Source organism: Mycolicibacterium chubuense, assembly GCF_001044255.1.
GTDB lineage: Bacteria > Actinomycetota > Actinomycetes > Mycobacteriales > Mycobacteriaceae > Mycobacterium > Mycobacterium chubuense.
The window spans coordinates 17,543-30,531 of the sequence record NZ_JYNX01000061.1; the positions used below are offsets into that span (position 1 = coordinate 17,543).

The following is a 12,989-nucleotide window of genomic DNA, read 5'->3' on the forward strand; positions in this document are numbered from 1 at the left end:
CCGCCTTACTACCAACCGGTAGGGAGGCGGGGCTCACACGGTTGGGGTTGGGGCTGGAAAGGGGCGTGCGTCAGGTGCTGCCGGTGCGCTACACCAGCGACGGATTAGTCGCGAGAGGTCTGCGGTGACCACCACTTCCAACCTGACGGGCTACGTGCGCGATCAGGTCAGACCGGCGCTGGTAGCGGTCGGTGGCTTCGTGCGCATGTGCGTGCTGGTCGGCAAGGCCCTGCTGCGGCCGCCGTTCCAGTGGCGCGAGTTCATCCTGCAGAGCTGGTTCCTGCTGCGGGTCGCCTTCCTGCCCACCGTCGCGGTGTCCATCCCGCTGACCGTGCTGCTGATCTTCACGCTCAACATCCTGCTGACCGAGTTCGGCGCGGCCGACATCTCCGGCGCGGGCGCGGCGCTCGGCGCGGTCACCCAGCTGGGTCCGCTGGTGACGGTGCTCGTCGTCGCCGGTGCCGGCTCCACCGCCATCTGCGCCGACCTCGGCGCCCGCACCATCCGCGAGGAGATCGACGCGCTCGAGGTGTTGGGCATCGACCCCATCCACCGGCTGGTGGTGCCCCGCGTGATCGCCTCGACCTTCGTCGCGATGCTGCTCAACGGCGCGGTCATCACCATCGGCCTCGTGGGCGGCTTCATCTTCGGTGTGTACCTGCAGAACGTGTCGGCCGGCGCCTACGTCTCCACGCTGACCCTCGTCACCGGCCTGCCCGAGGTGATCATCTCGTTGGTCAAGGCCCTGACGTTCGGCCTGATCGCCGGTCTGGTCGGCTGCTACCGCGGGCTGACGTGCGCCGGCGGCGCCAAGGGCGTGGGCACCGCGGTGAACGAGACGCTGGTGCTGTGCGTGATCGCGCTGTTCGCGGTCAACGTCGTGCTGACCACCATCGGTGTGAAATTCGGAACGGGGAGCTGACATGTCGACTGCTGCCGTTCTGCGGTCCCGGTTCCCCCGGGGTGCCGCGGCCGCCCAGAAGGTGGCCGGCGCGCCCGGCCGTGGCCTGGACTCGATGGGCCACATCGCCTGGTTCGTCGTCACCGCGGTCGGATCGATCGGGCATGCGATGCGGTACTACCGCAAGGAGATGCTGCGCCTGGTCGCCGAGATCGGCATGGGCACCGGCGCGATGGCCGTCATCGGTGGCACCGTCGCCATCGTCGGCTTCGTCACGCTGTCAGGTTCGTCGCTCGTCGCGATCCAGGGCTTCGCGTCGCTGGGCAACATCGGTGTCGAGGCGTTCACCGGATTCTTCGCGGCGCTGATCAACGTGCGCATCGCCGCGCCCGTCGTCGCGGGTCAGGCACTGGCGGCCACCGTCGGCGCCGGCGCGACCGCCGAGCTGGGCGCCATGCGGATCAGCGAGGAGATCGACGCCCTGGAGGTGATGGGCATCAAGTCCATCTCCTACCTGGTGTCCACGCGCATCGTGGCGGGCTTCGTCGTGATCATCCCGCTCTACGCGATGGCGATCATCATGAGTTTCCTGTCGGCGCAGGTCACGACGACATTGATCTACGGGCAGTCGACCGGCACCTACGAGCACTACTTCCGGACCTTCCTGCGGCCGGACGACGTGTTCTGGTCGTTCGTGCAGGCGATCATCATCTCGGTGATCGTCATGCTCAACCACTGCTACTACGGCTTCTACGCCAGCGGCGGTCCCGTCGGCGTCGGTGAGGCCGTCGGCCGGTCGATGCGAGCCTCGTTGATCGCGATCGTCTGTGTTGTCCTGTTCGCGTCGTTGGCGCTCTACGGCGTCGACCCGAACTTCAACCTGACGGTGTAGCGATGACGGCACCTGTGAACGACACGCGCAAGCCGCCCTACAAACTGGCCGGCCTGGTGCTCGCGATCGTGACCATCATCGTGCTGGTGCTGGTGTTCCTGCAGTTCCGTGGCGACTTCCTGCCGCGCACCCAGCTGACGATGATGGCCGCCCGCTCGGGTCTGTCGATGGATCCCGGCGCGAAGGTCACCTACAACGGTGTCGAGATCGGCCGGGTCGGTGAGGTCGAGCAGGTCACCGTCGGCGGCGAACCGCGCGCGAAGATCGTGCTCGAGGTCAACCCGAAGTACATGGATCTGATCCCGCAGAACGTCAACGCCGACATCAGCGCGACCACGGTGTTCGGCAACAAGTACGTGTCGTTCTCGTCGCCGCCGAATCCGTCGCCGACACGAATCACCGGATCCGACGTCATCGACGTGACCAAGGTGACCACCGAGTTCAACACGCTCTTCGAGACCGTGGTGTCGGTGGCCGGCCAGGTCGACCCGATCAAGCTGAACCAGACACTGACCGCGACCGCGCAGGCACTCGACGGCCTCGGTGACCGGTTCGGGCAGTCGATCGTCAACGGCAACCAGATCCTCGACGACGTCAACCCGCGCTTGCCGCAGCTGCGCCGCGACAACCAGCTGCTCGCCGACCTCGCCGACGTCTACGCCGACGCCTCACCCGATCTGTTCGACGGCCTGCAGAACGCGGTGACCACCGCACGCACCCTCAACGAGCAGCAGGGCAACGTCGACCAGGCGCTGATGGCGGCCGTCGGCTTCGGCAACACCGGCGGCGACATCTTCGAACGCGGCGGGCCCTACCTGCAGCGCGGCCTGAAGGATCTGGTGCCCACCTCCGCGCTGCTCGACCAGTACAGCCCCGCGCTGTTCTGCACGATCCGCAACTACCACGACGTCGAACCCAAGATCGCGGCGTCGCTGGGCGGCAACGGCTACTCGCTGCGCACGCACTCCGAACTGCTCGGGCTGGGCACCGGCAACGCCTACGTCTATCCCGACAATCTGCCGCGGGTGAACGCCAAGGGCGGACCCGAGGGTCGCCCGGGCTGCTGGCAGCCGATCACCCGCGACCTGTGGCCGGCGCCGTACCTGGTGATGGACACCGGGGCGTCGATCGCCCCGTACAACCACCTGGAACTGGGCCAGCCGATCCTCACCGAGTACGTCTGGGGACGCCAAGTCGGGGAGCACACGATCAACCCATGAAAATCACCGGAACCGCGATCAAGCTGGGCGCCTTCTCGCTGGTGCTGCTGCTGTTCACCGCGATCATCATCGTGGTGTTCGGTCAGATGCGCTTCGACCGCACCAACAGCTACTCGGCGATCTTCACCAACACCAGCGGGCTGCGCTCCGGCCAGTTCGTCCGTGCCTCCGGGGTCGAGGTCGGCAAGGTCAAGGACGTGAAGCTGATCGACGGCGGCACCAAGGCGCGTGTCGACTTCGACGTGGACCGTTCGCTGGAACTGTTCGACGAGACGACGGCGTCGGTCCGATACCTCAACCTGATCGGGGACCGCTACCTGGAGCTCAAACGCGGCGACAGCAACAAGAGGTTGCCCGCGGGCGGCACCATCCCGGTCGAACGCACCGAGCCGGCGCTCGACCTCGACGCGCTGATCGGCGGCTTCCGGCCGGTGTTCCAATCGCTGGATCCGGACAAGGTCAACACGATCGCGCAGTCGATCGTCACGGTGTTCCAAGGACAGGGCGGCACGATCAACGACATCCTGGACCAGACCGCCTCGCTGACCTCGGCGCTGGCCGACCGCGACCAGGCCATCGGCGAGGTGATCACCAACCTCAACACCGTGCTGGCCACCGTGGTGAAGCACCAGACGCAGTTCGACGACACGGTCAAGAACTTCGAGACGCTGATCACCGGGCTGAAGAACCGCGCCGACCCGATCGCCTCATCGGTCGCCGACATCAGCGACGCGGCGGGCACCATCGCCGACCTGCTGGCCGACAACCGGCCGCTGCTGCAGCAGACCATCAGCAAGCTCGAGGTCGTCCAGCAGCCGCTGGTCGACCAGAAGGATCAGCTCAACGACCTGCTCGTCCGGCTTCCGACCGCGTTGAAGATCATCGGCCGCGCCGGCGGCGTCTACGGTGACTTCTTCAACTTCTACGCCTGCGACGTGACGCTCAAGCTCAACGGGCTGCAGCCCGGCGGGCCGGTGCGCACGGTCAAGGTGTGGAGTCAGCCCTCGGGTAGGTGCACGCCGAAATGAGAGTCCTCGAGGGATCGAACCGTGTCCGCGGCGGGCTGATGGGCATCATCCTGCTCGTCATCGTCATCGGCGTGGGGCAGAGCTTCACCAGCGTGCCGATGCTGTTCGCGACGCCCACCTACTACGCGGAGTTCTCCGACACCGGCGGCATCAACAACGGCGACAAGGTCCGCATCGCGGGTGTCGACGTCGGCCTGGTGCGCTCGCTGGAGATCTCCGGCGACAAGGTCGTGATCGGCTACTCGCTGGGCGGCACGCAGATCGGCACCAGGAGCCGGGCGGCCATCCGCACCGACACCATCCTGGGCCGGCGCAACATCGAGATCGAGCCGCGCGGTGATGATCCGTTGCGGGCCAACGGGACACTGCCGCTGGGCCAGACCTCGACGCCGTACCAGATCTACGACGCATTCTTCGATCTCAGTAAATCCGCCTCGGGCTGGGACACCAAGACGGTCAAGGATTCGCTCAACGTCCTGTCCCAGACGATCGATCAGACCTATCCGCACCTGAGCGCGGCGCTAGACGGGGTGGCCCGGTTCTCAGACACCATCGGCAAGCGCGACGATCAGATCAAGTCGCTGCTGGCCAACGCCAACCGGGTGGCCGGCGTGCTCGGCAACCGCAGCGAGCAGATCAACCAGCTGTTCGTCAACGCGCAGACCCTGCTCGCGGCGGTCAACGAACGTAACTACGCGGTGAGCCAACTGCTCGAGCGCGTCGACAAGTTCTCCGCTCAGGTCAAGGGGTTCATCGACGACAACCCCAACCTGAACCGCACCCTCGAGCAGCTGCGCACGATCAGCGACGTGCTCAACGAGCGCAAGTTCGATCTCGTCGACGTGCTGACCACGCTGTCGAAGTTCACCGCGTCGCTGGGCGAGGCGATCGCGTCCGGCCCCTTCTTCAAGGTGATGCTCGTCAACCTGGCTCCGTACTGGATCCTGCAGCCGTTCGTGGACGCCGCCTTCAAGAAGCGCGGCATCAATCCGGAGGAGTTCTGGCGCAACGCCGGCCTGCCCGCGTTCCGGTTCCCGGACCCCAACGGCACCGGCTTCACCAACGGCGCGCCGCCGCCGGCGCCCACCCCGCTCGAGGGCACCCCGGACAGCCCGGGTCCCGCCGTCGTGCCCGGCTCGCCGTGCTCGTACACCCCGCCCGCCGACGGGCTGCCCCGGCCCGGCAATCCGCTGCCGTGTGCGGGACTGTCGGTCGGCCCCTACGGAGACAACCCGTACGGCCCGAACTACGAGGGTCAGGGCCCCAACGTCGCGACGTCGGCGCCGAACCCGACCGGGCCGCTGCCCGGACCGGGTGTGCCGGCTGCGGCGATCCCGGGCCAGCTCTCGCCGAACGTGCCGGGCGCGATGCCGCCGTTGCCGCCGGCCCCGCCCGGTGCGCGGACGGTTCCGCTGGCACCGCAGCCCTCGGCGCCCGATTTCACGCCGGGCATCGCGCCGCTGCCGCCGGCGCTGACGGGTCCGCCGCCGCCGCCGGGACCGGGTCCGCAGCCGGCGCCCGCGGGTCAGCCGCTGCTGCCGGGCAATCCACCGTTCCTCCCACCGGGTTCACAAGGTTGAGGGGGGAGAGCGAGATGTCGACGATCTTCAACGTGCGAAACCTCAAGGTGCCCGGCGTGTCCCGGGCGGCCCTGGTGGTCGGCACGATCGTGCTGATCGGCGCGATCGTGGCCGCGTTCGTGGGCTGGAAGGCCTATCAGCGGTTGACCACGAACACCGTCACCGCCTACTTCAGCCAGACCCTGGCGCTGTACCCCGGGGACAAGGTCCAGATCATGGGCGTGCAGGTCGGCAAGATCGAGAAGATCGAACCCGACGGCGACAAGATGAAGGTGACCTTCAACTACGACAAGAAGTTCAAGGTCCCGGCCAACGCCACCGCGTCGATCCTCAACCCGAGCCTGGTCGCGTCGCGCACCGTCCAGCTGGCCCCGCCCTACACCGGCGGACCGGTGATGGAGAACGGCGCGGTCATCAACCTGGACCGCACCCAGGTGCCGGTCGAGTACGACGATCTGCGCGATTCGCTGGACCGGTTGCTCACCGACCTCGGGCCGACGCCCGAGCAGCCCAAGGGCCCGTTCGGTGACATCATCGAGTCGGCCGCCGACGGTTTCGCCGGCAAGGGCGAGCAGCTGAACAAGACGCTCAAGGGTCTGTCCGAAGCGCTCTACGCGCTCAACGAGGGCCGCGGCGATCTCTTCAGTGTCGTCAAGAGCCTCGCCCTGTTCGTCAACGCGCTCTACAAGAGTGATCAGCAGTTCGTGGCGCTGAACAACGACCTGGCGAAGTTCACCAACGCGTTCACCAACACCGACCGCGAGGTCGCCGACGCGTTGCAGAACCTCAACCAGTTGCTCTCCACCACAAGGGATTTCATCGGCAAGAACGGTGAGGTGCTGACGCACGACATCGACAACCTGGCCGACGTCACCAACGCGATCCTGCAGCCCGAGCCCCGCGACGGTCTGGAGACCGGCCTGCACGTGTTCCCGAACCTGGGCGCGAACGTCGTCAACATCTCCGCGCCGAACGCGGGCGGCATCGTCGGTCTGCCGGTGATCAACAACTTCGCCAACCCGATGCAGTTCATCTGCAGTGCGATCCAGGCGGGCAGCCGGCTGGGCTACCAGGAGTCCTCGGAGCTGTGCGCGCAGTACCTGGGTCCGATCCTCGACGCGATCAAGTTCAACTACCTGCCGTTCGGCGCCAACCAGCTGCATCCGGCGATGACGCTGCCCAAGCAGATCGCGTACTCCGAGCCACGGCTGCAGCCGCCGCCGGGATACAAGGACACCACCGTGCCGGGCATCTTCTCGCGGGACACGTTGTTCTCCCACGGCAACCACGAGCCCGGCTGGGTGGTCGCGCCCGGCATGCAGGGTGTCGACGTGCAGCCGTTCACCCAGAACATGCTGACCCCGGAGTCGTTGTCCGAGTTGATGGGCGGACCCGACATCGTGGCCCCGCCCGCGCCTCCGGCGTTCGGCGTCAACAACGGCAGGCTGCCCGGCCCGCCGAACGCGTACAGCGAGAACACCCCGTTGCCGCCGCCGTGGTACCCCCAGCCGGGGCCGCCGCCGGGTCCGGCACCGGGCGTCGTCCCGGGCGATCCGCTCGGCGCGATCGCACCGGCCGCACCGCCGGCCGCGTCCGCGCCGGCACCCGCGGCGCCGTCGGGTCCGTTGTTGCCGGCTGAGGCGGGAGGCCGACCGTGAGAAGCATCGCGACATTCGGGCGACGGGCGGTCGCGCTCGGCGCGGCCGCCGTGGTCCTGACCTCGTGCGGCTCGTGGAAGGGCATCGCGAACGTGCCGCTGCCGGGTGGCCCCGGCACCGGTCCCGACCACACGACGATCTACGTGCAGATGCCGGACACGTTGGCGCTCAACGTGAACAGCCGGGTGCGGGTCTCCGATGTCTACGTCGGACGGGTCCGCGCCATCGAGCTGAAGAACTGGGTCGCGACGCTGACGCTGGATCTGGACAAGTCCGTCCAGTTGCCGGTCAACACGCTGGCCAAGATCGGCCAGACGAGCCTGCTGGGCTCCCAGCACGTCCAGCTCGACCCGCCGCCGGACCCGTCACCGCAGAAGCTGAAGACCGGGGACACCATCCCGCTGAAGAACGCCTCGGCGTTCCCGACCACGGAGCGGGTGCTGGCCAGCATCGCCTCGATCCTGACCGGCGGTGGCGTCAACAACCTGGAGACCATCCAGTCCGAGATCTTCAACGTCCTCAACGGCCGGTCCGACCAGATCCGGGACTTCCTGGGCAAGCTGGACACGTTCACCGACGAGCTGAACAAGCAGCGCGACGACATCACTCGGGCGATCGACTCGACCAACCGGCTGCTGTCGATCGTCGAGCAGCGCAACGACACCCTCGATCAGGTGCTGACCGAGTTCCCGCCGCTGATCAAGCATTTCGCCGACACCCGCGATCTGTTCGCCGACGCCGTGCAGGCGCTGGGCCGGATCAGCAACGCGGCCGACGATGCGCTCTCGCCCGCCAGCGGGGACCTGAACACCAACCTGGCCAACCTGCAGCGGCCGCTGCGCGAACTGGGCAAGGCCGGGCCGTACACGCTCGGGGCGCTGAAGCTGCTGTTCACCGCGCCGTTCAGCATCGAGAACGTGCCGAAGGTGGTGCGCGGTGACTACATCAACGTCTCGCTGCTGGTGGACCTGACGCTGTCGGCCATCGACAACGGCTTCCTGAGCGGCACCGGTGTCTCGGGAATGCTGCGGGCGCTGGAACAGTCGTGGGGCCGCGACCCGAACACGATGATCCCGGATGTGCGGTTCACACCGAACCCGCACGACGTGCCGGGTGGACCGCTGGTGGAAAGGGGTGAGTGAGCGATGTTGACCCGGTTCATCAAGATCCAGCTGATCATCTTCACGGTCCTCACCGTCGCCGCGGTCGCGGTGCTGGGGCTGTACTACCTGCGGCTGCCCAGCTTGGCCGGCGTCGGGCAGTACACGCTGTACGCGCAGCTGCCCCGCTCGGGCGGGCTGTACGCCACCGGCAACGTGACCTACCGCGGCACCCAGATCGGCAAGGTCACCGAGGTCGAGCCGACCGAGAACGGCGCACGGGCCACGATGAGCATCAGCAACGACTACAAGATCCCGGTCGACGTGACCGCCGAGGTGCATTCGGTCTCGGCGATCGGCGAGCAGTACCTCGACCTGGTGCCCGCCGCCGACACCAAGCAGTACCTGAGCCCCGGCCAGACGATCACCAAGAGCACGGTGCCCGCCGAGGTGGGTCCCGCGCTCGACGCGGCCAACCGCGGTCTGGCGGTGCTGCCGAAGGAGAAGATCGACTCGCTGCTGACCGAGACCTCCGCGGCGGTCGGCGGTCTGGGCCCGTCGCTGCAGCGGCTCGTCGAATCGACCACCAACCTGGCCGAGGGATTCCGCGACAACCTGCCGCAGGTCAACGACATCATCACGAACGCGGCGCCGATCCTCGACAGCCAGGTGCAGTCAGGGGACGCGATCGGCCAGTGGTCGCGCAACCTGAACATCATCGCCGGGCAGACCGCGGAGCAGGACTCCGCGCTGCGCAGCGGGTTGCAGCAGGCCGCGCCGACGCTGGATCAGGTGTCGACGGTGTTCAACGACGTCCGCGACTCGCTGCCGCAGACGCTGGCGAACCTGTCCGTGGTCATCGACATGCTCAAGCGCTACAACAAGGGCCTCGAGCAGGCGTTGGTGATCCTGCCGCAGGGCGCGGCGCTGTCACAGGCGGGCACGATCTTCGAGAACGAGGGTCTGCTGCACTTCGGCCTGTCGATCAACCTGCCGCCACCGTGCCTGACGGGCTTCCTGCCCGCCTCGGAGTGGCGATCGCCGGCCGACACCAGCATGGCGCCGCTGCCGTCGGGCACCTACTGCAAGATCCCGAAGGATTTCCAGGGCAACGTGGTGCGCGGTGCGCGCAACTATCCGTGCGCCGATGTGCCGGGCAAGCGGGCGGCCTCGCCGCGCGAGTGCCACAGCAACGAGCCTTACGTCCCGCTGGGCACCAACCCCTGGTACGGCGATCCCAACCAGATCCTGTCGTGCCCGGCGCCCGGTGCCCGGTGTGATCAGGGCGTCGACCCCGGCCGGGTGATCCCCGCGCCGTCGGTGAACAACGGGACCAACCCGCTGCCCGCCGACAAGTTGCCGCCCGTGCAGAGCACGTCACCGGTGAGCGATCCGATCAGCCAACCCGGCTCGGGTACGGTCAGCTGCAGCGGTCAACAGCCCAACCCGTGCATCTACACTCCCGCACAGGGGCCGCCCGGCTCGACCGCGGCGTACAGCCCGCAGAGCGGTGAGGTGGTAGGGCCCGACGGTGTGCGCTACAACGTCAAGAATTCGACGAACCCAGGAGACGACGGATGGAAGGAGATGCTGGCACCAGCCGGCTGAACCCCCCCATCGACACTGACGACCCAACCGGCGGGCAGGAGCGAAGCGACCCGGGGATCGACACCGGCGGGCAGGAGTCCGAGGCGCCGGGCGCCACGTCCGTCGAAGAATCGACCGATCCGCGCCGGCCGTCCCGGCCGGGCACCGGCTGGGTCGCTGCGATCACGCTGCTGCTGGTCCTGCTCACCGCGGGCGCGGCGGCCGGCGGGTATTTCGCGCTCCGGGCCAACGAGCGGGGTGCCGCGATCACGCGCAGTGACGAGGCGGCGCTCGCCGCCGCCAAGGAGTGTGTGGCGGCCACCCAGGCTCCCGACACCGCCGCCATGACCGCCGCGCAGTCCAAGATCCTGGACTGCTCGACCGGCGACTTCGGCGTGCAGGCCGGGCTGTTCAGCAGCGTGGTCGCCGAGGCGTACCAGGCGGCCAACGCCCGGGTCGCCGTCGACGACCTGCGCGCCGCGGTCGAACGGCACAACGACGACGGGTCGATCAACGTGCTGGTCGCGGTGCGCGTGAAAATCACCAACTCCGAGGCGGCCGACCAGCAGGTCGGGTACCGGCTGCGCGCCACCATGGCCTTCGACGAGGGCCGCTACCGGATCGCCAAGCTGGACCAGGTCACGTCGTGACGGTCGTCCTCCCGATCTCCGCGTCACGCGCCGACGACGCCGCACCGGATCCGATGCCGGGGTCCTGGGCGGCGCGGGCGGGCGCGCTCGTGGTCGACATCGTTCCCGGGGTCGCGGTCGTCGCGACGATGGCGCTGCTGGCGCTGGCGTCGCCCGCCGACGGCTGGGCGCGCTGGGTGTTCACCGGGGCGGGGGCGGCGGCACTGTTCGTGATGGCGCTGAACCGGTTGGTGGCGCCCGCTGCGATCGGGTGGACGCTGGGTCGGGCGTTGTTCGGCATCGCGGTGCGTGACCGCAGCGGCGCGCCCGTCGGCATCGGCCGGTTGGCGCTGCGCGAACTGTCGCACCTGGCCGACACCCTGGCGGTGTTCGTCGGATGGCTGTGGCCGTTGTGGGACGCCAGGCGCCGCACCTTCGCCGACCTGCTGGCGCGCACCGAGGTGCTGCGCGTCGAGCCGCCCCGTCGGGACATGCGCCGGCTGGTGGCCGTGTTCCTGATCGCGGTCGCGCTGCTGTGCGCCGCGGCCGCCGGTCTGGGCTATCTGACGGTGTACCGGCACGAGCGCGCGGTCGACGCGGCGCGGGCGCAGATCGCCGAGCAGGGCCCGCGGATCGTCGAGCAGATGCTCAGCTACGGCGCCGACACGATGCCGGCCGATTTCGCTCGCGCTCAGGGGCTGACCACCGACGGCTACCGCCCGCAGTTGGTCGCCCAGCAGCAGGCGGCCCAGAAGGCGGGCGTGAAGTCCAACGAGTACTGGGCGGTGAGCAGCGCGGTGCTGACGAACCCGCCGGTGACGCCGGATCAGGTGTCGATGCTGATGGCGATGCAGGGGCAGCGCGGCGACGATCCGAAGGACCTGAAGTTCATCACCGCGACGGTCCGGGTGGACTTCGACCGCTCGGCCGACGGCCAGTGGCGGGTCGCCAACCTGACCGTGCTGAAGAAGCCGCAGATGAATCAGGCGCAACAGTGAGCCCGCGCCGCAAGGTCGACGACACCACGGCCGACTACTTCACCCGCACCCCGCGTCCGCCGCGCCGGTGGGGGTTGACCGTCGTGTCGGTGATCGCGGCGCTCGTCGTGGCGGCGGCGTTGACGGCCAGCACGTTCATGCTCGTCCGCCACGAGTCGGACCGCCGGCAGGCGCTCACCGAGGCGGCGGCGCTGGGTTACGCCCGCGAGTTCATGACGACCTACACCAGCCTGGATCCGTTCAACGCCAACGCCTACACCGACCGGATCGCCGCGCAGGCCACCGGCGAGTTCGCGAAGAACTTCAAGGAGAAGCAGAACGCGATCCTGCTCCAGGTCGCCCAGGCCGAACCCACGACCGGTGACGTGCTGGAGGCCGGGGTGCAGCGGTGGAACGACGACGGCAGCGCCGACGTCCTGATCGCGACGAAGGTGACCTCGAAGTCGCCGGACGGCAAGACGACGATCGAGAGTGGGAGTCGCTGGATCGCCACGACGATCAAGGAAGGACAGCAGTGGAAGATCAGCAACCTGGTTCAGGTGATCTGACCACCGACGACGCGCCCGTCACCTCGACCGGCGACACCTTCGAGGAGACCTCGCAGCGTCGTCGCCGGTTCTTTCGTCGCCGGACGGCGGCCACACCCCCGGAGGCCACCGACACCGGTTCGGACGCCGCGCCCGAAGCGTCCGAGCCGCCCGCCGAGGACCAGCCCAAGACACCCGTCGGGAAGGCGGCCCGCGCCGCCCGCACCACGCCCCCGCCGGAGGAGCCGGCCGACACCGAGACCGTCACCGACACCGAGACCGTCACCGACACGGAGATCGAACCTCCCGCCGAGGTCGTCCTGGTGCCGCACCGGCCCGCGGGCGCACGGACGATCGGCGTCGCGGTGGCCGCGTCGGTGCTGTTCGTCGGCGGCGGAGCCTTCGCCGGCGCGATGGTGCAGCCGTACCTGGCCCAGCGCGCGCTGAACGCCACCAAGATCGACATCGCCCGCACGGCGACGGCCGCGATCACCGCGCTGTGGACCTACACCCCCGACGACATGCCCACGCTCGCCGACCGGGCGTCGAAGTTCCTCTCCGGCGACTTCGCGGGGGAGTACCGCAAGTACATCGACGCCATCGTCGAACCCAACAAGCAGGCGCAGGTCACCAACACCACCGAGGTGGTCGGGGCCGCGGTGGAGAGCGTGTCGCCGGCCGGCACCCCGACCGAGGCGACCGCGCTGGTGTACACGAACTCCGTGGCGACCAGCCCGGTCACCAAGAACATCCCGTCGCTGCGGTACCTGTCCTACCGGCTGACCATGACACGCCACGACGGCGACTGGCTGATCACCCGGATGTCGACCATCACCTCGTTCGACCTCACCCCCAAGTTGTAGATCCGG

Annotated in this window: 12 protein-coding genes; all 12 read left to right on the top strand. The window is 68.5% G+C overall.

Annotated elements, in window-relative coordinates; translation table 11 throughout:
- The first annotated feature begins 124 nt into the window (after window positions 1-124).
- Genes MCHUDSM44219_RS22745 through MCHUDSM44219_RS22800 form a run of 12 tightly spaced genes read left to right on the top strand, consistent with a single transcriptional unit; the run spans window position 125 to window position 12,983 of the window.
- Entirely contained in the window at window positions 125-922 is a 798-nt protein-coding gene (locus MCHUDSM44219_RS22745; protein ID WP_048420530.1) for an MlaE family ABC transporter permease, read from the top strand.
- A 1-nt stretch (window position 923) separates the two neighbouring features.
- A complete protein-coding gene (locus MCHUDSM44219_RS22750; protein WP_048420531.1) occupies window positions 924-1,793 on the top strand; it encodes an ABC transporter permease in 870 nt (289 codons plus the stop codon).
- A 2-nt stretch (window positions 1,794-1,795) separates the two neighbouring features.
- Entirely contained in the window at window positions 1,796-3,013 is a 1,218-nt protein-coding gene (locus tag MCHUDSM44219_RS22755; protein ID WP_048420532.1) for an MCE family protein, read from the top strand.
- Entirely contained in the window at window positions 3,010-4,041 is a 1,032-nt protein-coding gene (locus MCHUDSM44219_RS22760; RefSeq protein WP_048420533.1) for a virulence factor Mce family protein, read from the top strand. Before MCHUDSM44219_RS22755 ends, MCHUDSM44219_RS22760 begins: the two co-directional genes overlap by 4 nt.
- Window positions 4,038-5,621 carry a virulence factor Mce family protein gene (locus MCHUDSM44219_RS22765; protein ID WP_048420534.1) on the top strand — a complete coding sequence of 528 codons (1,584 nt, stop codon included), beginning with the start codon at window positions 4,038-4,040 and terminating at the stop codon, window positions 5,619-5,621. The genes MCHUDSM44219_RS22760 and MCHUDSM44219_RS22765 overlap by 4 nt, the downstream gene beginning before the upstream one ends.
- A 14-nt stretch (window positions 5,622-5,635) precedes the next feature.
- Window positions 5,636-7,279, top strand: coding sequence for a virulence factor Mce family protein (locus MCHUDSM44219_RS22770; protein ID WP_048420535.1), 1,644 nt, complete (start codon window positions 5,636-5,638; stop codon window positions 7,277-7,279).
- Entirely contained in the window at window positions 7,276-8,421 is a 1,146-nt protein-coding gene (locus tag MCHUDSM44219_RS22775; RefSeq protein ID WP_048420536.1) for a virulence factor Mce family protein, read from the top strand. The genes MCHUDSM44219_RS22770 and MCHUDSM44219_RS22775 overlap by 4 nt, the downstream gene beginning before the upstream one ends.
- A gap of 3 nt (window positions 8,422-8,424) precedes the next feature.
- The gene (locus MCHUDSM44219_RS22780) at window positions 8,425-9,987 is read left to right on the top strand and encodes a virulence factor Mce family protein (protein WP_048420537.1); all 1,563 of its coding nucleotides are present in this window, start codon (window positions 8,425-8,427) and stop codon (window positions 9,985-9,987) included.
- Window positions 9,957-10,616: an Rv1363c family protein gene (locus MCHUDSM44219_RS22785; protein WP_048420538.1), complete on the top strand. Its 660-nt coding sequence runs from the start codon at window positions 9,957-9,959 to the stop codon at window positions 10,614-10,616. Before MCHUDSM44219_RS22780 ends, MCHUDSM44219_RS22785 begins: the two co-directional genes overlap by 31 nt.
- Window positions 10,613-11,593, top strand: a complete 981-nt coding sequence (locus MCHUDSM44219_RS22790; protein ID WP_048420539.1) for an RDD family protein — start codon at window positions 10,613-10,615, stop codon at window positions 11,591-11,593. The genes MCHUDSM44219_RS22785 and MCHUDSM44219_RS22790 overlap by 4 nt, the downstream gene beginning before the upstream one ends.
- Window positions 11,590-12,141: an Rv1363c family protein gene (locus tag MCHUDSM44219_RS22795; protein ID WP_048420540.1), complete on the top strand. Its 552-nt coding sequence runs from the start codon at window positions 11,590-11,592 to the stop codon at window positions 12,139-12,141. The genes MCHUDSM44219_RS22790 and MCHUDSM44219_RS22795 overlap by 4 nt, the downstream gene beginning before the upstream one ends.
- Window positions 12,108-12,983: a hypothetical protein gene (locus MCHUDSM44219_RS22800; RefSeq protein ID WP_048420541.1), complete on the top strand. Its 876-nt coding sequence runs from the start codon at window positions 12,108-12,110 to the stop codon at window positions 12,981-12,983. Before MCHUDSM44219_RS22795 ends, MCHUDSM44219_RS22800 begins: the two co-directional genes overlap by 34 nt.
- The last annotated feature ends 6 nt before the right edge of the window (window positions 12,984-12,989 follow it).